Here is a 20,945-nt window from a genome sequence, read left to right on the forward strand (position 1 = left end):
GTTATTCCTGGTCTTGCGCCTGCTGTCCGCCGCAGCGGCAGGTGGTGACGCGAGCGGTGCGTGGGCGCTTCACCGGCGCAGTCGGCTGGTCGGCCGAGGGCGGCGAAGCGGCAATGGTCTCGGCTGAAGCGAGAACGACAGCCGCTGGAGGCGTTGCAGGCTGAGCGTGAGGCTGCGGGTCGCGACTCTTCGCGGGCTCCGCGAGCAGCGGATTTCCCATCACCATCGTCAGTGCAGCAATTACCGTCAACCGGGCGTACATGACCGTCTCCATCACGAACGGCCCGGAATAGTCGCGACGCGGTTTCGGTCTTCTTACGGTAAATAGTTAAAACAGTTGAAAGAATCTGGCTTCCGGCACGGTCTTATCAATCATCGTCCGAAACTTTACGCTGTTATTTCAATGATTTAAGATGGCAGTCGACAAGCCGACTTTCATTGACTTTGGATTAACTCAGGCGCACAACCGACTCCTTGACTCAGTCAAGGGGGCACAAAAATGGCATCGAATCTTTCCAACAATCGCAAGATGATTCTGTCTGGCGTCGGCGTTCTGGCGTTCGGGCTCGCAGCATATGGTCTCGGCCGCGTTTATCCGCCGTTGGGTCCGAGTGAAGGGACCGTCGGCCCAGCCGACCGCTATGTTTCAAGCCAGGTTTCCGAAGCGGACGTGACGCTCGGCGATACCGCAGTACCTGAACTGATGCAGACCGACGCGTTCGAGCTGATGGTTCATGACGCGAACTTCCGCGCATTCGCGGCAAGCCCGGCCTTCGCCGCGCTCGCTTCGCAGCCGCAGGCAATGGCCGCAGTGATGCGCAATCCGCAGGCTTTCTCCGCGCTCGCCAAAGATCGCAATGCGTTCGCCGGCGTGGCGCAGGCCGCGCAGAGTTCTGCGGCGCTGCAGGGGCAGTCGCACCAGGCCAGCGCGGCTCTGATGAATGCGGTGGCCGGACATGCGGACGCAATGCAGGCATTGGCCGGGCATCCCCAAGCGCTGGCCGCCATCGCTCGCAATCCCGCAGGCTTCGCCAATTTCGCATCCAACGCCAACGCTTTCCGTGATGCCGCTTCACGCGCGGCCGCAGATGCGCGCATGGCAAGCAGCGCTGCCGCTTTCCAAAAGCTCGCCAGCGACAACAATGCGATGAACGCGATCGGCAAGGATCCGGGCGTGTTCAATGCGATTGCTGCGAGCGCGGCCTCCTGGAAGGCGTTCGCCGGACAGCCGCAGGCTCTGGCCGCCGCGGTCAACAGCGCCGCCTCGGCCGCTCATCAATTGCAGTCGGCAGGCGTGTCGAACGCAGCCATCGCCGCAATCGCTGGCAACAGCGGCGCCTTCAACGCGCTTCAATCGCAGCCGCAAGCTATGGCCGCGATCGCTTCGCATTCGAAGGCCTTTGCAGCGCTGGCCGGCCATCCGCAGGCCTTCGCTGCGATCATGGCGAACCCTTCTGCATTCAGCAGCTTCGCAAACAACGCCAACGCGTTCCGCAATGCTGCTTCCAAGGCGGCGGCCGACGCGCGCATGGCAAGCAATGCTGCTGCCTTCGCGCGCCTCGCCAGCGACAACAATGCAATGAACGCGATTGGCAACGATCCGAAGGTGTTCTCGTCCATGGCCGCCAACGCAGCGGCTTTCGCCAGCTTGGCGAGCAACGCGCGCGCCATGAGCCCGCAGTTGATCGCCGCGGTGGGCAACAACGCCCGCGCTTTCTCGAACATGGCGACTAACGCCGCCCAAATCAGCGCTGCGGCGAAGGCCCTGCAGGCAATGGACGCTCACTCGCTGGTCGCGTCAGCGGCCGCCGCGGGGCGGATCAATGCCAGTGCTGCGCAGGTTGCTCAGCAGAACCCGCAAGCGTTCGCGGCGATGCTGGCGAGTCCGCAGGCGTTCGCAGCGTTTGCCGGCCGACCGCAAGCGGTTGCCGCTCTTGCCGCTAACCAAAAGGCGTTGGCAGCTCTCGCGGCTCAGCCGAGCATGGCCGCGGTCATGGCCAACCCGAACCTGCATGCAGCACTCAACCAGGCTGGCGTGTCACAGTCGCACGCCGACTGATATCCCGGTCTGGGGGGACCGGTTGATGTGCGTTGAACGGTCCGGCGGGCGCCTTGCTCATGTAGCATTGATGCTCGCCGGATGCGTTTTTGCAACGGCTGCCGCCGCTCAGGCGCCCACCGACCAGCCGCCCCCTCCTCCCCCGGCGGACAGCACGACTGTAGTTGAAAAGCCGGAGGCGGTTCCGCCGCCTCCGACCGACGAGCCGGTCGCTGAACCCGTTCAGCCGGAGCCGACCAAGCCGACCGCGCCCGAGCCCAAGACCGAACATGTCCCGCAGGATGCGTCGGGCTTCCACCTGTCGACGCTCGAGACCAAGAACCTGTCGCTGCTCTACATCGACCCGGTTCAAACCTATCTGACGCCGTATCTCGGCCGCGCATTCGAGAACGCGCTCGCGTTCCACGAGAAGAAGTTCAACTGGAAGCCCTGGGACCGGACAACGATCTTGCTCAAGGACTTCGGGGACTACGGCAACGCCGCGGCGTTGGGCAGCCCAAGCAACATGGTGCTGCTCGACGTCGCGCCCTTGTCGCTCTCGATGGAGACCTTCTCGCCGGGCGAGCGCTTCTTCACGCTAAACAATCACGAGCTCGCGCACGTCGCGGCAATCGACGTGTGGAATTCGAAGGACGCCTTCTGGCGCCACTTCCTCGGCGGCAAGCCGGCGCCGCTGCAGAAGCACCCGGAATCGATCCTGTGGAATTTCCTGACCAGCCCGCGGAACCTGACCCCCCGCTGGTACATGGAAGGAAGCGCGGTCTTCTTCGAAACCTGGATGGCAGGCGGCCTCGGACGCGCGCAGGGCGGCTATGACGAAATGGTCTTCCGCGCCAAGGTGCGCGACAATCTGCGCTTCTTCTCGCCGCTTGGGCTAGAGAGCGAAGGCACGCAGATCGACTTCCAGGTCGGTGCTAATAGTTACCTCTACGGCACCCGTTTCTTCTCCTATCTCGCCTTAACCTACGGGGTCGACAAGACAGTCGAATGGCTCCGGCGCTCGGAAGATTCAAAGGCCTTCTACTCGAGCCAGTTCGAGCATGTGTTCGGGCGCCCGCTCGACGATGTGTGGAGCGACTGGATCACGTTCGAACATAAGTTCCAGCAAGAAAACCTAGCGGCACTCGCGCAATATCCGATCACCGAGCCTCGCCACTTAAGCCCGCACGGACTCGGCTCGATGTCGCGTGGCTTCGTCGACGACAGGACCAACAGCCTGATCGCGGCTTTCCGCTATCCCGGCCGCATCGGTTTCCTGGGGCGCATGGATCTTTCGACCGGCAAGCTCACGCATCTCACCGACCTGAACGGGATGATGCTGTACAAGGTGACCAGCGTCGCCTTCGATCCGGACAGCCGGACCGCTTTCTACACCGACGAGAATTACGCCTATCGCGATTTGAACGCGATCGACGTTGATACCGGCAAGAAGCGCCGGCTGTTGACCGACGCGCGCATCGGCGACCTCGCCTTCAATAGGGCCGACAAGAGCCTATGGGGCATCCGCCACCAGAACGGCTACGTCACCCTGGTCCGGATCCCGGCGCCCTACACCAGCTTCAACCAGATCAAGACGTTCCGGTACGGCGAGATCATCTTCGATCTCGACATCTCGCCTGACGGCACGCTGATCTCGGCGTCGCGCAGCACGATCGACGCCAAGCAGTCGGTTGAAGTTTGGAAGGTGGACGACGTTCTCGCCGGCGACACCGACGACCCCGTCGCGACGCTTTCCCTGCAGCCCTCGGTGCCAGAGATGTTCACCTTCACGCCGGACGGCAAGGCGCTGCTCGGCAACTCCTATTACACTGGCGTTTCGAACGTGTTCCGGCTCGACATTGCGAGCGGCAAATATGACGTGCTGACCAACGCTTCGACCGGCTTCTTCCGTCCCCAGCAGCGGCCCGACGGCTCGTTATTGGTCTATGACTATGCGGGCGACGGCTTCAATCCGTCGATCATCCAGCCTGAAGTCCGCCAGGACCTCGCCAACGTCCGCTTCCTCGGAACGGAGGTCGTGAAGACCCGCCCCGAGCTTAAGGAATGGGGCGTCGGCTCGCCGTCCAAGGTCCCGCTCGATGACCTGATTACCCAGCGCGGCACCTACGAACCGCTGAAGCGGATGCGGTTCGACGCCCATTACCCGATCGTTTCAGGCTACGATCGCAAGGCGGCCCTCGGCTATTATGTTCACCTTGCCGACCCGCTTCAGTTCCGCCAGTTGAGCGCGAGCTTGGCGGTGTCCCCTTACGGCGTTCACGGCTCGGAACGCCTCCACGCCAACGTCGAATATCAGACGCCGAACTGGAAGTTTACCTACTGGCACAATCTCGCCGATGTTTACGACCTCGCCGGCCCGGTGCTGCGCAGCCGCAAGGGCGACGCGGTGATCGCTGAATATACCAAGCCCTTGATCTACGATCCGCCGCGCCAGCTCGACCTGTTCGGGTCCGCAGCGGCTTATTTCGGGCTGAAGGAACTGCCGGGCGCGCAGAACATCGCAAGCCCGAGCAACATCCGATCGGGCGAGATCGGCCTTAAGTACACAAATACAACGTCGTCCCAAGGTGGCGTGGATCATGAAAAGGGCATCGCCGGGCGCATCGTGGCGGCGGCCGACCAGGCGCAGGGCGACTTCTTTCCAAAGGTCTATGGTGGCCTCGACATCGGCACGTCCCTGCCGTGGCACAACAGCTCGGTGTGGCTGTACGCGCAGGCCGGCATCGCCGGCGGCAAGCGGCTGAGCCCGCTGGCCGCTTATTATTTCGGTTCCTTCCGCAACAACTATGTCGATGACCGGGCGGTGAAACGCTACCGCGAGATGGAAAGCATGCCCGGCTTCGACATCGACGAGATTGCTGCGCGCAAGTTCGGCAAGGTCACCGGCGAGCTTAACCTTCCCCCGATCCGCTTCGCCGAAGTCGGCGTGCCCGCCTTCTACCTAAGCTACGTTCGTCCTGCGGCGTTCGCCGGGATCATGGCGACCGAAGCGCCCGACGGCAGCCATCACCGCTATCAGAACGTCGGCGGACAGCTCGACTTCAACTTCACGGTCGCGCTCCGCCTGCCGATGGTCCTGTCAGTCGGCGCGGCAGCCGGTTTCGAGGAAGGCCATTATCGCAAGACCGAATGGCTCGCTTCGCTTAAGATCATGTAGCCATGGCTTATTTCCTCGCCGAAGCCGCCCATTGGGGCCTTGCCCTGGTTCCGGTGCTCCTGCTGCTCGGGATATTCACCTGGCTCGACGCTTTCGCGCTGATGCGCTTTCGCGAAATCCTCCTCCTACTGCTTCTGGGCGCGCTCGCGGCTGGCTGCGCATGGCCGATTTCCGGCCGGATGCTTGACACCTTGCCGATCGGCTTTTCCAACTACAGCCGCTTCATCGCACCGTGGATCGAAGAGGCGCTAAAGGGGGTCGTGATGATCGGCCTCTTCCGGTTCAACCGGATCGGCTACAAGCTCGACGCGGTAGTCTCAGGCTTCGCCATCGGCGCCGGCTTTTCGGTCGTCGAGAACATCCTCTACCTGACCCTCTTCCCCAATTACGGGATAGGCACGTGGCTCGTGCGCGGGCTCGGTACCGCCGTCATGCATGGCACGACGCTCGCGCTAATGGCCGCGATCGCGCATGAGTTCGCGGAGCGCGAAAACCGCGAGGCAGCAAGCGATTTCAACTTCAACCTGTTGTGGTTCCTGCCCGGCTATCTCGTTGCAGTCGCGATCCACACCGCCTTCAACCAATTCCCCGAGCGGCCGCTTATCGCGATGATGGGTGCGGCGATCTTCGCCCCGCTGTCGATCATGGCCATCTTCCACTTCGGCACCGCAGAAGCGCAGGATTGGCTCGAAAAGGAGGCCGCCGAGCATCGCTCGCAGCTCGACGCCTTGCGCGCCGGCCAATGGCCGGACAGCGCCAGCGGCCGAAAGATCGCGGCGCTCGCCGAACGCCTCGACCCCGAGGCGGCCAAGCGCATCCGCCGCTACTGGGAGCTTCAGGCGTGGCTGGTGCTGGAGGCCGAGGAGACGATGATGGAGGAGGCCGCGGGCGACGCGACCGTAGATACGACCCAGGTCCGCGCCTCGCTGGCTGAGCTCGACGGGCTAAAGCGCGCGCTTGGCAAAGGCACGTTCACGGCGTTGCGCGCGCTGCTTCCGTTCAGCCGGAACGACCATTGGGAAGTAGCCGAACTTCGCCAGCGGATCGCCCGACTTTAGGGTGTATTACTAATATATAGCACTTTTTGCGGCGGGCAAGATTCGCCTAAGCCATTGTAATTTTACGACCATCCCGATTGGCATGAACCTTGAACTGGCTCCCCCGCAGCAGTGACGCTGCGAAAAAGGGAGTTTGAGTATGATTATGAGTGCTGTGCTGGCCGTGGCGTTGAACGCGGTCCCCGTGATGCATCAACCGCAGAGCCTGACCGCGCGAGGACAGCAGCTTTGCAGCCTGGTTCGCGACGTCCACCAAACCGTGGACCGCCGCGGGGACGTCCACCTGGTCGGTCACGACAAGGCCAATCGTGCCTTCGACCTGAAGATTTACGGCAATGGCGACGTCGAAGGCTCGGTCGGTGCGTGGGACGTCAGCTTCCACGCGGTCGACGCCAGCTGAGGCGGCTAGTGGGTGGGTCGGTCGAAAGTGAATGGCGGAGAGGGTGGGATTCGAACCCACGGTACGGTTGCCCGTACGCCGCATTTCGAGTGCGGTGCTTTCGACCACTCAGCCACCTCTCCGCTAGAGATTTTGGGGTGCTGACCGCTGAATGCGGCTGGTCGCGGCGGCGCTCTAGCAGCGAGGCCGATGCTTGCCTAGATATAGAAGCATGACACCTTTCGAACCGTCCGAGCGTTCCCGCCCCATGGGCCAGAAGATCGACATGCCTAAAGCCAACTTCGCGATCGGCGACGTCGTGCGGCATCGGCTGTTCGATTTTCGCGGGGTGATCTTCGACGTCGATCCGGTCTTCGCCAACAGCGAGGAATGGTATGAATCGATCCCGGAAGATGTCCGGCCGTCGAAGGACCAGCCCTTCTATCATCTGCTCGCCGAGAATGCGGAGTCGAGCTACGTCGCCTATGTCAGCCAGCAGAACCTAGTGCCGGATGACAGTGACGAGCCGGTCGACCATCCCGCGATCGCGACCATGTTCGACGGCCTCGAAGGCGGCCGTTACCAGCTGAGGTTCGGCCAGGTTCAATAGCCGCCACGGTTGACACCCGCGCCCCCCTGCCATAGGCGGCGCGCTTCCCACGAGCCGAGCGTTTTTGAAGCGCGCGCCCGCGCGGGACCGAAATTCTGTCTGGAAGAGAAGAGCCAATGTTCGCAGTCGTGCGCACGGGCGGCAAGCAATATCGCGTCGCCCCCGGAGACAAGATCGTAGTCGAGAAGCTCGACGGCAACGCCGGTGACAAGATCACGCTGGGCGACGTCCTGCTCGCCGGTGACGGCGGCAGCCTGAAGTCGACCAACGGCCTGACCGTCGCGGCGGAAATCGTCGCCCAGGCCAAGGGCGACAAGGTCACGGTGTTCAAGAAGCGTCGCCGGCACAATTATCGCCGCAAGCAGGGTCACCGTCAGCTTCACACCATCCTGAAGATCGTCGCCATCGGCGATCACAAGGAAGAGAAGAAGGCGGCTCCGAAGGCAGAGGCCGCGCCCAAGGCTGAGAAGCCGGCCAAGGAAGCGGCACCTGCGGCCGCGAAGCCCGCCGCCGTCGCGGACGCGCAGAAGTCCAGCGACGTTGCCGGCAAGCCGACCAAAAACCCGGCGCCGAGCGATGCCAAGGCCGCCGGCGCCGAAAAGCCCGCCGCCAAGAAAGCCGCTCCGGCCAAAAAGGCACAAACGGCGTCGACAAAAAATGCTGCACCTGCTAAGGGCGCGGCCAAGAAGTCACCAAAGAAGTAATTCGACATGGCACATAAGAAAGCAGGCGGCTCGTCCCGCAACGGCCGCGACAGCGAGAGCAAGCGCCTTGGCGTGAAGAAGTTCGGCAGCGAAACCGTTCGCGCCGGCAACATCATCGTGCGTCAGCGCGGCACCAAGTGGCACCCGGGCGACAACGTCGGCCTGGGCAAGGATCATACCCTTTTTGCGCTTACCGACGGCCAAGTCTCGTTCCGAGACGGCAAGCTTGGTCGCAAGTACGTGCACGTCATGCCGGCGATTACGGAAAGCGCGAAATAGGAGCGGTTATAAAGGGACCGCTTCCACAAGGGGGCGGCCCGGACGAGATCTAGAAGACCAGATCGAGACCAAAAGGGAGAAGAGGGAAGCCCCCTCTCCTCCCTTCTTTCGTTTTGGAAGGGCCCCAATCTTCTCCCGAAACTGTCACCGGACACCGCTAGGCGCCCGGCTCGAGGAGAAGATGAGATGTTCGCGAGAACGCCAAGATTGCTGCTGAGGCCGGGTTTCCCGGAGGATGCGCCGGCGCTTGCCAGCGCGATTGCCGACAAGGCGATCGTGATGAACATGGCCGGCCCGCCATGGCCGTTTCGCGTCCGCGATGCCGATGCCTATCTCGCGCGCAGCCGCGATCCTCTCCTTCCCTGCTTGATGATCATGCTCCGGACCAATGGCGCGCCCGAGCTGATCGGCGAATGCGGTTTGGCGCGGCGCCCGTCGGGCTCGGTCGAGCTCGGCTACTGGATTGCTCGCGACCACTGGGGCCAGGGCTATGCGACCGAAGCCTGCCTGGCGCTCGTGGACATCGCGCGGACGCTAGGGCTTCCGGCGATCGAAGGCTCGCACTTCCTTGATAATCCGGCTTCGGCGCGCGTGCTCGAGAAGCTCGGCTTCACCCCGCGCGGCGTGATCGCGCCACGGATGAGCTGCGCGCGTGGCGAGGAAGTGCCGGCGCGGCTGATGCAGCTCCGGCTCGACGGGTCCGGTGCCGGCGAAGATGCCGACGAGGCGCTCGCGGCCTAGGCAGCGTCGTGCATAATCACGCCGAGCGTATGGCGGCTGCCCGAGCACAGCTCGCTCACGCCGTGGCGCATCGCGACGCGGTAGGCGCCGCGCGTCCCTTGGACTGGGCGGTGATTGACGGCGAAGATCACCGCCTCGCCGGCCTTCAGTGGCACGACCGCGACGCGTGACTGCATGCGCGGACGCTGCTCGGTCAGCACGAACTCGCCGCCGGTGAAATCGCGCCCCGGTTCGGACAGCAGGAACGCCGCCTGGAGTGGGAACACCCACTCGCCGTAAAGGTCCTGGTGGAGGCAATTATAGTCGCCGGGTCCGTAGCGCAGCAGGAGCGGCGTCGGGCGCTTTTGCCCAGCCGAATGACAACCTTCGAGGAACTCACGATAGGTCGCGGGAAAGGGCTCGCCTTGGCCCATCATCTCTCGCCACCGGTTGGCGATCGGCAGCAGCGCGCGATACAGCCGCTCGCGCAGCCCGCCGATCATTTCGGGCAGCGGGTAGGCGAAATAGCGATATTCGCCGCGCCCATAGCCGTGCCGCGCCATCACGACCGTGCTGCGAAAGCGCACGTCCTGGTCGTAAGCGGCGATCAGTTCGCGCCGTTCATCCTCGGTCAGGAGCGGGCCAATGGTCGCCCAGCCGCGCTTATCGAGTGACGCGGAGACAGCGTTCCAGTCGACAGCGTCAATTTGTGAATCGATCGTCATCGGCTTGGTGTAGCGGTGCACGAGGCATCGCGCCTCCCGCCGCTTGCGCCCGAACTTCAGGCCGCGCGGCGCACCTTCCGCTTGGTCCCGGTGTCTGCCGGCGCGTGCGCGTCATAAGCGGCGAGCAACGCGCGATCGTCCTCATCCCATGGGTGGAAGCCGGGCAGGAAATAGCGCAGCCACGCCCCCGCGATCTTGCGGAACATGCCGGGCCGGACCCAGGCGTACCACAGCAGCCGCCGCCATGCCTCGAAGCCGGTTACGCCGTCCTGACGCATCAGCTCAAGCGCGCCCGCGGTCCGGTCGAGCAGGAAATTGCGGGTGACGTATAGCATCACCTTGGCCTTGACCTTCCAGCGCTTGAAGCGCGGCCAGCCACGGGTGGCGTGCAGCCAGGTGTCATAGGCGACGCCCTTGTGCTCGATCTCCTCGACCGCGTGCCAGCGCCACAGGTCGGCGGCGGCCTTGTCTGCGCCAGCAAGATGACGCGGGTCGGCGAGCAATTGGTGTGCCAGGATCGCGGTGAAATGCTCAAGCGCCATGGTCGCGGCCAGGCTCACGATGGGCAGCTTTCCGCGCGTGACCGCCAGCCTTTTTTCGACCTGCGCCTCGAGCTTCGAGAGGTCGTAGCCGCCAGCCGCTGCGCGCTTGTTGAACGCATCATGTTCGCGGCTGTGGATGGCCTCCTGCGTGGTGAAGGCCTTGATCTCTTCGGCCAGCCGAGCTGGCGTCCCTTCGCGGAACTTCCGCACGCTTTCGACGAAGAAGGCCTCGCCCACCGGGAAGGTCGTGGATAACGCATTGTAAATTGCAGTCGCTTCCACGCGCCCGCCGTGCCAAAGTCGCCGATGCGACACGTCGCGCCCGAAGCGGCGGTCGCGGGGGGTAATGCTAAGGTCCGACGGTGTTGGCAGAATCGTCACGGTCATGAAGCCTAGGTAGATTAACTTACACAAGTGTCAATAAGACGTACACGACTGACCCCTGAGGAAAGCCGGTCCGCCGCGCTCAAGGCGGCGCGCGAGCTGTTGCTCGCCGAAGGACCGTCGGCCGTGACCCTCAAGGCCGTGTCGGCGAAGATCGGCCGCACCCACGCCAACCTTCTCCACCACTTCGGCTCGGCCGCGGGCCTCCAGGGCGAGCTTGCGCGCTCGATCGCGGATTCGGTCAGTTCCAGCATCGCGGAATCGGTCCAGCGGGCCCGCGCTGGCGAAAGCGATGCGCGCGACATCATCGACCGCACCTTCGACGCCTTCGGCAAGGAGGGAGCTGGTGCGCTCGCCGCGTGGATGATCCTCACCGGCAACCGCGATGCGCTGAACCCGATTCTCGATTCGATTCGTCGCCTCGTCTCTGAGCTTACCGTGGGGCATGAGGAGCATCACGTCGCAGAGAGCACGCTTGCCCTGGTGCTGAACGCACTCGGCGATTCGCTGCTCGGTACGCCGATTGCCGACGCGCTGGGCCTGCCGCGCGATTCCGCCCGCGCGCTCGCCGCCGACCGCCTCCGCCAGCGTCTCCATATCGACCATCCCCATGGCTAGGAGGGAGGCGCACGCGGGGCCCAAGGGTCTTCGCGCGCGGTTCCATCATGCTGCCCGCCAATGGAGTTCGGGGCTCGGGCCTGGGATCGTCACCGGCGCCGCCGACGACGATCCCAGCGGTATCGCCACTTACTCTCAGGCGGGCGCGCAGTTCGGGTACGGCCTGCTGTGGACGATGCTGCTCACCTACCCGCTAATGTCAGCGGTGCAGCTGGTGAGCGCGCATATTGGCCGCGTCACGGGCACCGGCCTCGCCAGCAATCTGGGGCGCGCCTTCCCCAAGAAGATCGTTGGCCTGCTGATCGGCATCCTGCTCGTCGCCAACATCATCAACATCGGCGCCGACCTGTCGGCGATGGCAGCCGCGACCCAGCTCGTCATCGGCGGCGGCGACCACCTGTTCGTGTCTTTGTTTGCGATCCTTTGCGTCGTGCTGCAGCTGTTCGTGCCCTATCGCCGCTACACCGAGATACTGAAGTGGCTAACCTTGAGCCTGTTCGCTTATGTCGGCGTCGTCTTGCTGGTGGACATCCGCTGGGATGAAGCTGTGATCGGCATGATCTGGCCGCACGATCTGGGCAAAGCAGCGATGCTGACCATCGTCGCCGTCTTCGGCACGACGATCAGCCCATACCTGTTCTTCTGGCAAAGTTCGCAGGAAGCGGAGGAAGTGGCGGTCTCGCCCAAGGCCAGGCCCCTGAAGCAAACGCCGCGCGCTGCCCCGAGGGAGTTCAAGCGGATCCGCGCCGACACGCTGCTCGGCATGGCCTTCTCCAACCTCATCGCGCTCGCGATCATGCTCGCGACCGCGGCCACACTTCATAACCAGGGGGTCACCCAGATCGAGAGCGCGGCGCAGGCTGCCGAGGCGCTGCGGCCGGTTGCTGGCCAATTCGCCTTCGCCTTGTTCGCGATAGGCATCATCGGCACCGGCCTCCTTGCCGTACCGGTGCTAGCGGGCTCTGCGGCCTTCGCCGTCGCCGAGATTTTTGGGTGGAAAGAAGGGCTCGAATATCAGCCGCAACAGGCCGCGGGTTTCTATTCGATTATCGTCGCCGCGACCTTCATGGGCATATTGATCGACTGGTCCCAGCTCGATCCTATCCGCGCATTGTTTTGGAGCGCGGTCTTAAACGGCATTTCTGCTGTACCGATCATGGTCGCGATGATGATCGTCGCCTCGCGCCCCGAGATCATGGGGCGGTTCACCGAGCGACCCGCTTTAATAATCTTCGGCTGGGCCGCGACTGCGGTCATGGCCGCGGCCTCGGTCATCACGCTTGTGCAGATGGCCGTCGGCTAGCCGACACTGGCACCTTCTCGTTCCGCGCTCGTTACGGACGCATGCGCAAGTTCTTTTCAAACGTCGCAGGCAAGACCGCGGTATGGATGGGTCAGCCCGGCGCCTTCATCGGCGCGACCTTGGCGTGCATCATCTGGGCAGTATCTGGTCCGATATTCCATTATTCGGACACGTGGCAGCTGGTCATCAACACGGCGACTACAGTGCTGACCTTCCTTGCCGTGTTCCTGATCCAGAACAGCCAGAACCGCGATGGCGCTGCGATCCAGGCCAAGCTCGACGAGCTCCTGCGCGCGGTCGACAAGGCGCGCGAGCAGTTCATCGGGATCGAGCATCTGACGGACCAGCAGATCGAGCTCGTCCGTGCGGCGCTCGAACGCAAGGCCAAGCAGATGAAGGAAGAAGGCAAGCAACAGACCGCCGACGACACCGTCGACCGGCTTCTGGACCGTTTCTAATTTTCTCTCTCTAGCCGCGGGGCAGCACGCTTGAGTTCCGCGTCGGCTTCATCGATCGCACGCAACAATTCATTGAAGCTCGGCGCTTCCTCGACCGGCCAGATACGGTCGAACGTTGGTCCCAGCACCGTCAGATCGCGCTGGGTCAGCAGTCCCACGGCTACGATGCGCTCTTGCATAAACTGAGCCTCCGTAAGCCTGATTTGAGTTACTAACGCCCTCCGACGGCTGTGGTGCCTAGCGTTTCGCTAGAGAATCGGTTTCAATGGGAAGCCCCATGCCGACGATCCTCCCGCAATGGCAGCAACTGGCGCTCTACGCGATCGCGGCCGCGATCCTGATCATGCTCCTTCAGCGCATTCCGGTCATTGGCCGCTTCATCCGCCTGGCTTTCTCGCTCGGCCTGCTCGCTTTCTTCATCTTCATCCTGCTTCAGCAAGCGCCCTACCAACCCGAGCTCGCGCGCTTTACCCAGAAGCTCGGCCTCGACGATCAGCGCGTGGTCGGCAAGGAACTGCGCGTGAGCATGGCCCGCGACGGCCATTTCTGGGTGCTTGCGTCAATCAATGGCGTGAAGACGCGGATGCTCATCGACAGCGGGGCCACCGTCACTGCAATCTCTGAAGACACGGCGCGCGCGGCGCGAATCGACACGGGCCGCGGGCTGACGCCGATCGTGCTGCGCACCGCGAACGGCATGACACCAGCCGAGACCGGCAGCATCGACGAGCTTCGCGCCGGCAACATCGTCGCCCGCAACCTCCGGGTCGTAACCGCGCCCGGCATGGGCGGGCTCGACGTGCTTGGGATGAATTTCCTGTCGCAGCTTCAATCGTGGCGGGTCGAAGGCAAGACCCTGATCCTGGTCCCGCACCACCCGCAAATTAATTCCGCTTAAGTAACTTGCGTCTACCCCGTGGGCGTGCGAGCCTTTGACCTTCGGTCGCGGAGTATCGCGAACCGATGCGTACAGCTCGGGGGACGCTGTGCATGATCGACGGGGCTGACGGGCGCATGGGGCGCGCCCGATGATCTTCAATTCGCTCACATTCGTGGTGTTTTTCGCCATCGTCATGGCGCTTCACCACGCACGGTTCTTCTCGTGGCATCAGAAGAAGATCAATCTGCTCATCGCCTCCTACCTGTTCTACGCGGCGTGGAATCCGCCGTTCGTGGTGCTGCTGTGGATCTCGACGGTCGTCGACTGGTGGGCGGCGCAATGGATGGTCCGCGCCAAGGCCGAGCGCACCCGCAAGCTGTGGATGGTGACCAGCGTTGTCGTGAACATCGGCATGCTCGCCTACTTCAAATATGGCGGCTTCCTGCTCGACAATTTCGTCTCGCTCGCCGCTTCTGTGGGCGTTCAGTATCAGCCGCCGAAGTGGGATATCGTCCTCCCCGTCGGCATCAGCTTCTACACGTTCGCGACCCTCTCCTACACGCTCGACGTCTATCTCCGCCGCGCGAAGCCGGCAGCGCACTTCCTCGACTATGCCCTGTTCGTCACCTTCTTTCCGCACCTCGTCGCCGGTCCGATCATGCGCCCCACCGAACTGGTGCCGCAGTTCGCCGAGCCGCGCCGGGCAACCGCGCACCAGATTCACTTCGGGCTCGCGCTGATCATCCTTGGGCTGTTCCAGAAGGTGGTGCTCGCCGACGGCTTCCTCTCGCCGGTGGTCGAGAAAGTCTACGACGCGCACGAGGGCGTCCCGCAGATGCTCGACGCGTGGGTGGCGACGCTCGCCTTCAGCGGCCAGATCTTCTGCGATTTCGCCGGCTATTCCTCGACCGCGATCGGGGTCGCGATGTGCCTCGGCTTCGCGATGCCCGACAATTTCCGCTTCCCCTATGCCGCGGTCGGCTTCTCGGACTTCTGGCGACGGTGGCACATCACCCTGTCGAGCTGGCTTCGCGACTATCTCTACATTCCGCTCGGCGGTAATCGCCACGGTCCCGCGCGAACCTACACCGCGCTGATGGGCACGATGCTGCTCGGCGGCCTCTGGCACGGCGCCGCCTGGACGTTCGTCGTGTGGGGCGGGCTTCACGGCACTTATCTCGCGGTCGAACGCTGGCTGCGGGCGCGGTTTGCCGGCTGGACGCCAGGGCCGGCCGCGATCGTCGGCCTCGGCCTCCTGACCTACTTCCTGGTCAACATCACCTGGGTTTTCTTCCGCGCCAAGACATTCACCGGCGCGGCGACGATGCTGAAGTCGATGGCCGGGGTCGCGGTTAATCCAGTGCCGATGCTGGCGCTGCTGCCGATGCTCTTCGCGATCGTGATCGTCGGCGGAATCGTCGGCACCCACTGGGCGATGCGCAAGCAGACGCTCGAGATCGCGGTCGAGCGCACGCCTGCCTGGCTGGTCGGTGGAATCCTCGCGCTCATGTCGGTCGCGATCGTCGCGGAACAGGGGAAAGGCAGTGCCTTCATCTACTTCCAGTTCTAAGCGGCGCCGCGCGCCGGCCCCCAAGGGCATCGTCACGCGCGAGGGCGCACTTCCCGCGGGGCTGAGGCTGACCGCGTCGGATCGCCCTGGCCAGGCGCAGCCGGTGCCGACGCGCGACATCCCGAAGCAACCTTGGGGCAAGATCATGATCGCCGTCGCGGCGACATTGCTGGCCGGCGTCGCGGCGCTTGAAGTGAACGCGCGCACGCGCCTCGGACTTCACGCGGGCGATCTCGACAATAGCGAGGTCGCCTGGGTCGAAGAGCGCGCCCGGTCAGAAAATGCGCCCGCCGCCATCGTCGGCGATTCCCGCATCCTGTTCGACACCAATCTCGACCGCTTCCAGGCGCTGACCGGCGTGCGCCCCGTCCAGCTCGCTATCCACGGCACCAGCGCACTGACCTTGCTTGAGGATGTCGCCAACAACGAGCATTTCAACGGCCTGCTGATCGTGGGGCTCGCCGACACGATGTTCTTCCAGCCGTTCGACGGATACGGCGGCTATGTTAAGCGCAGGAACGACTTCACGACGCCGTCGGGCCGCATTGGCATAGAGATCGACCACATGTTGCAGCGGCGCCTCGCCTTCCTCGATTCGAACTACCGGCTGAGCGTCCTCGCCCACCGCCTCGACGACGATTACCGGCCCGGCGTCGAGGGGCCGAAGGACGATATCTGGAAGGTCCAGGAAGTCGGCGAGCAGCGCCAGACCTGGCTTTGGGATCGGGTCGAATATGATCCCTGGATCCAGGCGCGGTCGCGCTGGGCGTGGAAGGGCTTCAAGGAGAAGTTTCCGTTCACGCCGCAACTGATCGCCAAGGGCCAGGCGCGGGCCAAGGCAGCGGTCGACAAGATCCGCGCTCGGGGCGGCGATGTGGTCTTCGTTCGCCCCCCCTCGGCGCCGCAACTCCGCGTCAATGAGGAAGCGCAGGTGCCCAAGGCGAAGGGCTGGGACGTGCTGCTCAGGAACACCCACAGTGCAGGGGTGCACTTCGACGATTTGCCCGCCTCGGTGCAGAACCTGACCCTGCCCGAATATTCGCACCTCAACCGCCGCTGCGCGATCGTCTTCACCGACGCCTATGTGCGCCGGCTTACCGAGCTCACGCCGCGCCTGAAGCTGCGGGCGGACGCTCCGCCACCGCTTAGCCGGGCTGATTGCGTGCCGGGCGCACGCCTCGCCTCGGCTCAGTAGGTCCCAATCTCCTCAAGCGGGCTGAGCTCGCGAGGCCGCGCCGATTGCTCCTCGAGCTCCTGCCACAGGAGGTCGATCAGCCCCGCCAATTCGCGGATGTGCGGTACCTGGTGCCGCTGCACGTAGCGATACTTCTCGGTAAGCAACGATACTTCGGCCAGGATCAGGCGGACGATCTCGCCATGCTCGTCGAGGGATCCGATACCTTCGAGCGCCTCAAGCTCTTTGGCCCGCAGCAGGCCGTCGCTGTCGCCAATCATTGGATCGCACCAAGCAAGGCCGGGCCGGCCGACCAATATACCGCGGCGGCCGCCGCCGCGAACAGGACGAACAGCGCCGCCACCCACCAGATGGCGCGGCGCGGGCGTTCCTCTTCTTCAAAAACGAAATCGTCCCAGGCCTGCTCTGCGACCGGCGCGATCGCTTCCGGCTCGGGTGGCTTGGGCAGCAGTCGGGGTTCGGGGCGGATGACTTCGGCGGCAAGGGTCAGCTTCTCGCGATTAAGGGCGGCTCGCTCCATTTCAAGTTCGGGCGAAGACACGTCGACCAGATAATCCTGCAGGCGCCGGTCGAGCGCGACCAGTTCGTCGACCGCTTCGAGCGCCACGCGGCGATCTTTCCGCTCCATCGCCAGCTGCAGACGGATTACCTTAAGCGTGCTGGCGCGAACGAGCATCAGCCCTTCGGCAAGCGCATCGCTGTCGATGACGGCCGGCGCATCGCCGCTGCGTTTCAACTGGCTTTCTGCGTTCATCTCCCCCGCCCGACTCGTCTCCAACTCGGAGCGTAAGCCGTGAAGCGGGCCAAATGATCCGCAAAGTGAACGATTTACGGCTGGCCGTTACGGCAGCGCGACAATGCGCAGCGGTTATCGCGAGTTAGGCGCGACGGCTGAACGTCGGCGGCCGCTGCCGCCACTCCGGGCGCTCTGCGACGACCAGCTCGACGATCCGGCGCGCCGTGTCGCCCTCATCGACGCGTTGCAGCTCGTAAAGGTGGTCCGCGCGAAGGCCGCTCGCGGGCCGGCCGCGCACCACAGTCGGGGTGATGCGCACGACGTCGATCGATGTCCCCTTGGCCTGCACCGCGAGGGCGTCCGACAACCGGTCGAACGCGGGGACGGAGCTTGCATAGGGAAACATGTTGTCCGCTTCACGAAAACCGCCGCACGCGGCGATGTTGATCACCAGCCGCCGGCCGTTGCCGCGCCGAAGCAACGGCATCATCGCCTTCGTCATCCGGGTCATGGCCAACGCCCTGACGTAACCGCGGCCGGCCGCGTTGATCAGCACATCGAGACCCGCATAGCGCTCGGCGATCTCGGCCGCGAACACGGCGACGCTAGTGTCGGCGATGGCGTCGCAGTAGCGCGAGAAAGCATTGAATTGCAGCGCTGCATGCGTCAGCGCATTGCCGTCATGATCGCACAAGATCAGCTCGGCCCCACGCGCGGCAAAGGCTTCGGCGCAGGCCAGCCCGACGCCGCTTCCGGCCCCCACCACCAGCACTCGAAGATTCGAGTCGCCCCCCGCGCCGGTCACCGAATCGGGTCCCACGCGAAAGCCAGCAATATCAGTGGCTTTCGCGGCCCGCCGACGGCGAACCGCACATTGGTTATAGACATTCGGAAATGCACTCTGTTAATGCAACACATGTTGCGTTAGAGGGGGAGTGTCGTGGAGTCAACAGTTCGTAACCGTCCTGTCACAAAACGCCCCGGCGGCCGCACCGCCGAGGTCACCGCGCGCGTTCACAAGGCGATCATGGACTTGGTCGTGGAAGGCGGCGTCCAAGCCTGCACATTTTCCGCTGTCGCCGAACGCGCGGGTGTCGAGCGCTCGACGCTCTACCGCCGTTTTCCCGACCGCTGGGATGCGATCATCGATACCTGGATGGATCTCGGCGCGGCCGAAGTCATGCCCGATCTGGGCGGGACTTTCGCCGGCGACCTGCTGTCGATTCTGAAAAAGCTCAGGGACACGCTGCAAACGCCGCTTGGCCCCGCCCTGCTCAGCGTTGCGGCCGAGCTCAGCACCCGCGACCCGAGCGAGTTCACGCATGCCTTCTTCGACCGCCGGATGGCGCAGCTCGCGCCGATGTTCGACGCCGCCATCGCACGCGGAGAGCTGGAGCCGGACGTGGATCGCGAAGTCCTATTCACCCTCGCAGCCGGGCCGATTTATTTCCGCATGTTTATCGCGGTCCGTGCCGTAGAGGACGACTTCCTCGAAACCGTCGTCGATGGCGTCTGCCGACTGCACTGCCGATCCCAAAAGACGCCAAAGGTTTCATCACGCGAGCGCTTGGCCTAACCGGCGCACACCATGCATTTTCTCGACCAGGCCAAGATCTATGTGAAGTCCGGCGCGGGCGGCCCCGGCGCGGTGTCGTTCCGGCGCGAGAAGTTCGTCGAGTTCGGGGGCCCCGATGGCGGCGACGGCGGCAAGGGCGGCGATGTCGTGTTCGAGGCGGTGGCAGGCCTCAATACTTTGATCGACTTTCGCTATACCCAGCATTTCCGCGCCCCGCGCGGCAAGGGCGGCGCTGGCTCCAATCGCACGGGCGCGGGCGGCGGCGATCTCGTGATCCAGGTCCCGGTCGGCACCCAGATCCTGGCCGATGACGACGATCGCACCCTGATTGCCGACCTGACCAAGGTCGGGGAACGCGTGGCGCTTCTGAAGGGCGGGCTCGGCGGGCGCGGCAACGCCAGCTACAAAAGCTCGACCAACCGCGCCCCGCGCCAGCACCAGACCGGCGAGGATGGCGAGGAAATGTGGCTGTGGCTGCGCCTAAAGCTCCTCGCTGACGTCGGGCTCGTCGGCCTGCCGAATGCCGGTAAGTCGACCTTCCTCAATTCCGTTAGTAACGCTGCGGCCAAGGTCGGTGACTATCCTTTCACCACGCTTCGTCCGCAGCTTGGCGTGGTCCGCCATAAAGGCCGCGAATTCGTGCTCGCCGATATTCCTGGCCTGATCGAGGGCGCTGCCGAAGGCGCGGGCATCGGTGACCGTTTTCTCGGCCATGTCGAACGCACCCGCGCCCTCCTCCACCTGATCGACGGGTCGGTAGACGATCCGGTCGACAGCTGGCGCATCGTCCGTGGTGAGCTCGACAGCTACGGCGCCGGGCTCGACGGCAAGGTCGAGCTGATCGCGCTGACCAAGGCCGACCTGCTCGATGACAAGAAGCGCGCGAAGATCGTCAAAGCGCTCGAAAAGGCCACCGGCGCCAGGGTCTTCCCGATCTCCGCCCCGCTCGAGGAGGGCATGGAGCCGCTGCTGGATGCAGTGATTGAGCGTCTGGGCGATGCCGCGCGCGAAGCGCCTGAGGCCGAGTCCGAACGGAGTTGGTCTCCTCTATGAGGCTCGCCATCACCGGCGGTACGGGTTTCGTCGGCGTGCATCTCATCGATGTCGCGATCGCCGCCGGCCACCAGGTGAAGGCGCTGACCCGGCGTGAGCAAGCCCCGCGCGATGGCGTGGAATGGATTTCCGGCGACCTCCATGATCGCGATGCGCTGGAACGGCTGGTCGGCGACGCCGACGCCGTGATCCACGTCGCCGGTGTCATCACCGCCGCCAGTGCAGCCGCATTTGAGCTCGGCAATGTCGCCGGCACCTTGGCGATGCTTGCGGCGGCGACCGCGGGCGGGGTGCATCGTTTCGTCCATGTCTCCTCGCTTGCGGCGCGCGAGCCCAAGCTGTCGCTCTATGGCGCGTCCAAGCACAAGGCCGAGGCGCTGGTGCACGGCTCCGGCCTCGATTGGGTCATCGTCCGCCCGCCGGCGGTGTACGGGCCGGGCGACAAGGAGACCCTGGAGCTGTTCCGCATGGCCAAACTCGGGTTGATGCTGATGCCGCCCAAAGGCCGCGTCTCGGTGATCCATGTCGACGACCTCGCTCGGCTGCTGCTCGCGTTCGCCGCGCCGACCGCTCCCTCGAACCTCTTGATTGAGGAGGACGACGGAAGACCCAACGGCTGGACTCACCGCGAGTTCGCGACTGCATTGGGCAAGGCGGTTGGCACCAAACCTGCGATCGTTTCTTCGCCGGGGATCGTGCTTCGCCTCGCCGCCCGCGCGGACCAGCTCGTGCGAGGGCCGCGCGCCAAGCTTACCGTCGATCGGGCCGCTTATTTCTCCCATCGCAATTGGGTAATCGAGCCCAAACGCGCCTGCCCCGCCGATCTTTGGCAGCCTCAAATCGCGACCGACGAGGGCCTTGCTCAAACCGCCGACTGGTACCGCGCCCAAGGCTGGCTCTAAACCGCCGCATTCGCGCCCCATTGCGTTGCTTAAGACC

Annotated in this window: 24 protein-coding genes and 1 tRNA gene; 17 read left to right on the forward strand and 8 right to left on the reverse strand. The window is 64.2% G+C overall.

Going from position 1 to position 20,945, the window contains the following annotated elements:
• Position 1: 1 nt before the first annotated feature.
• Complete coding sequence (locus AC4K8G_RS05905) at positions 2 to 277, reverse strand: hypothetical protein (RefSeq protein ID WP_491733237.1); 276 nt, start codon at positions 275 to 277, stop codon at positions 2 to 4.
• A 222-nt stretch (positions 278 to 499) separates the two neighbouring features.
• Here AC4K8G_RS05905 and AC4K8G_RS05910 point away from each other — a divergent pair, with 222 nt between their 5' ends.
• The 4 genes from AC4K8G_RS05910 to AC4K8G_RS05925 all read left to right on the forward strand — a co-directional run bounded on the left by AC4K8G_RS05910 (position 500) and on the right by AC4K8G_RS05925 (position 6,674).
• Positions 500 to 2,059: a hypothetical protein gene (locus AC4K8G_RS05910; protein ID WP_491733238.1), complete on the forward strand. Its 1,560-nt coding sequence runs from the start codon at positions 500 to 502 to the stop codon at positions 2,057 to 2,059.
• A 70-nt stretch (positions 2,060 to 2,129) separates the two neighbouring features.
• Entirely contained in the window at positions 2,130 to 5,216 is a 3,087-nt protein-coding gene (locus AC4K8G_RS05915) for a hypothetical protein (protein WP_491733239.1), read from the forward strand.
• Positions 5,217 to 5,218: 2 nt separating this feature from the next.
• Positions 5,219 to 6,274 (forward strand): PrsW family glutamic-type intramembrane protease, encoded by a 1,056-nt coding sequence (locus tag AC4K8G_RS05920; RefSeq protein ID WP_491733240.1) that lies wholly within the window; start codon positions 5,219 to 5,221, stop codon positions 6,272 to 6,274.
• Positions 6,275 to 6,413: 139 nt separating this feature from the next.
• The gene (locus AC4K8G_RS05925) at positions 6,414 to 6,674 is read left to right on the forward strand and encodes a hypothetical protein (RefSeq protein ID WP_491733241.1); all 261 of its coding nucleotides are present in this window, start codon (positions 6,414 to 6,416) and stop codon (positions 6,672 to 6,674) included.
• Between the two features lie 32 nt (positions 6,675 to 6,706).
• Here AC4K8G_RS05925 and AC4K8G_RS05930 read toward each other — a convergent pair.
• A tRNA-Ser gene (locus tag AC4K8G_RS05930) sits at positions 6,707 to 6,796 on the reverse strand.
• Positions 6,797 to 6,921: 125 nt separating this feature from the next.
• On the opposite strand from AC4K8G_RS05930, the gene hspQ reads away from it, so the two are divergent.
• The 4 genes from hspQ (at position 6,922) to AC4K8G_RS05950 (ending at position 8,987) form a co-directional block, all read left to right on the forward strand.
• Entirely contained in the window at positions 6,922 to 7,263 is a 342-nt protein-coding gene (hspQ, locus tag AC4K8G_RS05935; protein WP_491734422.1) for a heat shock protein HspQ, read from the forward strand.
• Between the two features lie 116 nt (positions 7,264 to 7,379).
• Entirely contained in the window at positions 7,380 to 7,967 is a 588-nt protein-coding gene (gene rplU / locus AC4K8G_RS05940) for a 50S ribosomal protein L21 (protein WP_491733242.1), read from the forward strand.
• 6 nt (positions 7,968 to 7,973) lie between these two features.
• Positions 7,974 to 8,246, forward strand: a complete 273-nt coding sequence (gene rpmA, locus AC4K8G_RS05945) for a 50S ribosomal protein L27 (RefSeq protein ID WP_491733243.1) — start codon at positions 7,974 to 7,976, stop codon at positions 8,244 to 8,246.
• Positions 8,247 to 8,432: 186 nt separating this feature from the next.
• Complete coding sequence (locus AC4K8G_RS05950; RefSeq protein ID WP_491733244.1) at positions 8,433 to 8,987, forward strand: GNAT family N-acetyltransferase; 555 nt, start codon at positions 8,433 to 8,435, stop codon at positions 8,985 to 8,987.
• On the opposite strand, the gene AC4K8G_RS05955 is transcribed toward AC4K8G_RS05950, so the two are convergent.
• Positions 8,984 to 9,691: a 2OG-Fe(II) oxygenase gene (locus AC4K8G_RS05955; RefSeq protein WP_491733245.1), complete on the reverse strand. Its 708-nt coding sequence runs from the start codon at positions 9,689 to 9,691 to the stop codon at positions 8,984 to 8,986. The genes AC4K8G_RS05950 and AC4K8G_RS05955 overlap by 4 nt on opposite strands.
• A 56-nt stretch (positions 9,692 to 9,747) precedes the next feature.
• Positions 9,748 to 10,620 (reverse strand): metal-dependent hydrolase, encoded by an 873-nt coding sequence (locus AC4K8G_RS05960; RefSeq protein WP_491733246.1) that lies wholly within the window; start codon positions 10,618 to 10,620, stop codon positions 9,748 to 9,750.
• A gap of 27 nt (positions 10,621 to 10,647) precedes the next feature.
• On the opposite strand from AC4K8G_RS05960, the gene AC4K8G_RS05965 reads away from it, so the two are divergent.
• From AC4K8G_RS05965 to AC4K8G_RS05975, 3 genes are read left to right on the forward strand one after another with little or no spacing between them, the layout of a single operon-like run.
• Complete coding sequence (locus AC4K8G_RS05965; RefSeq protein WP_491733247.1) at positions 10,648 to 11,235, forward strand: TetR/AcrR family transcriptional regulator; 588 nt, start codon at positions 10,648 to 10,650, stop codon at positions 11,233 to 11,235.
• The gene (locus tag AC4K8G_RS05970) at positions 11,228 to 12,538 is read left to right on the forward strand and encodes an NRAMP family divalent metal transporter (protein ID WP_491733248.1); all 1,311 of its coding nucleotides are present in this window, start codon (positions 11,228 to 11,230) and stop codon (positions 12,536 to 12,538) included. The genes AC4K8G_RS05965 and AC4K8G_RS05970 overlap by 8 nt, the downstream gene beginning before the upstream one ends.
• Before the next feature lie 41 nt (positions 12,539 to 12,579).
• Positions 12,580 to 12,996 carry a low affinity iron permease family protein gene (locus AC4K8G_RS05975; RefSeq protein WP_491733249.1) on the forward strand — a complete coding sequence of 139 codons (417 nt, stop codon included), beginning with the start codon at positions 12,580 to 12,582 and terminating at the stop codon, positions 12,994 to 12,996.
• On the opposite strand, the gene AC4K8G_RS05980 is transcribed toward AC4K8G_RS05975, so the two are convergent.
• On the reverse strand, positions 12,993 to 13,175 hold the full coding sequence (locus AC4K8G_RS05980) for a hypothetical protein (protein WP_491733250.1): 183 nt from the start codon (positions 13,173 to 13,175) through the stop codon (positions 12,993 to 12,995). The two genes, AC4K8G_RS05975 and AC4K8G_RS05980, sit on opposite strands and share 4 nt — an antisense overlap.
• 98 nt (positions 13,176 to 13,273) lie before the next feature.
• Here AC4K8G_RS05980 and AC4K8G_RS05985 point away from each other — a divergent pair, with 98 nt between their 5' ends.
• The 3 genes from AC4K8G_RS05985 (at position 13,274) to AC4K8G_RS05995 (ending at position 16,641) form a co-directional block, all read left to right on the forward strand.
• Positions 13,274 to 13,894, forward strand: coding sequence for a retropepsin-like aspartic protease family protein (locus AC4K8G_RS05985; protein WP_491733251.1), 621 nt, complete (start codon positions 13,274 to 13,276; stop codon positions 13,892 to 13,894).
• Positions 13,895 to 14,024: 130 nt separating this feature from the next.
• Positions 14,025 to 15,446, forward strand: a complete 1,422-nt coding sequence (locus tag AC4K8G_RS05990) for an MBOAT family O-acyltransferase (protein ID WP_491733252.1) — start codon at positions 14,025 to 14,027, stop codon at positions 15,444 to 15,446.
• Positions 15,421 to 16,641, forward strand: coding sequence for a hypothetical protein (locus AC4K8G_RS05995; protein ID WP_491733253.1), 1,221 nt, complete (start codon positions 15,421 to 15,423; stop codon positions 16,639 to 16,641). Before AC4K8G_RS05990 ends, AC4K8G_RS05995 begins: the two co-directional genes overlap by 26 nt.
• Here AC4K8G_RS05995 and AC4K8G_RS06000 read toward each other — a convergent pair.
• The 3 genes from AC4K8G_RS06000 to AC4K8G_RS06010 all read right to left on the reverse strand — a co-directional run bounded on the left by AC4K8G_RS06000 (position 16,635) and on the right by AC4K8G_RS06010 (position 18,197).
• Positions 16,635 to 16,901 carry a hypothetical protein gene (locus AC4K8G_RS06000; protein WP_491733254.1) on the reverse strand — a complete coding sequence of 89 codons (267 nt, stop codon included), beginning with the start codon at positions 16,899 to 16,901 and terminating at the stop codon, positions 16,635 to 16,637. The two genes, AC4K8G_RS05995 and AC4K8G_RS06000, sit on opposite strands and share 7 nt — an antisense overlap.
• Positions 16,898 to 17,395 carry a hypothetical protein gene (locus AC4K8G_RS06005; protein WP_491733255.1) on the reverse strand — a complete coding sequence of 166 codons (498 nt, stop codon included), beginning with the start codon at positions 17,393 to 17,395 and terminating at the stop codon, positions 16,898 to 16,900. The genes AC4K8G_RS06000 and AC4K8G_RS06005 overlap by 4 nt, the downstream gene beginning before the upstream one ends.
• A gap of 124 nt (positions 17,396 to 17,519) precedes the next feature.
• On the reverse strand, positions 17,520 to 18,197 hold the full coding sequence (locus AC4K8G_RS06010) for an SDR family NAD(P)-dependent oxidoreductase (protein WP_491733256.1): 678 nt from the start codon (positions 18,195 to 18,197) through the stop codon (positions 17,520 to 17,522).
• 120 nt (positions 18,198 to 18,317) lie between these two features.
• On the opposite strand from AC4K8G_RS06010, the gene AC4K8G_RS06015 reads away from it, so the two are divergent.
• From AC4K8G_RS06015 to AC4K8G_RS06025, 3 genes are read left to right on the forward strand one after another with little or no spacing between them, the layout of a single operon-like run.
• Positions 18,318 to 18,953: a TetR/AcrR family transcriptional regulator gene (locus AC4K8G_RS06015; protein ID WP_491733257.1), complete on the forward strand. Its 636-nt coding sequence runs from the start codon at positions 18,318 to 18,320 to the stop codon at positions 18,951 to 18,953.
• A gap of 12 nt (positions 18,954 to 18,965) precedes the next feature.
• A complete protein-coding gene (gene obgE, locus AC4K8G_RS06020; RefSeq protein ID WP_491733258.1) occupies positions 18,966 to 20,006 on the forward strand; it encodes a GTPase ObgE in 1,041 nt (346 codons plus the stop codon).
• The gene (locus tag AC4K8G_RS06025; protein WP_491733259.1) at positions 20,003 to 20,908 is read left to right on the forward strand and encodes an NAD-dependent epimerase/dehydratase family protein; all 906 of its coding nucleotides are present in this window, start codon (positions 20,003 to 20,005) and stop codon (positions 20,906 to 20,908) included. The genes obgE and AC4K8G_RS06025 overlap by 4 nt, the downstream gene beginning before the upstream one ends.
• Positions 20,909 to 20,945 lie beyond the last annotated feature (37 nt).

The organism is Sphingomonas sp. SP3, from assembly GCF_058514305.1.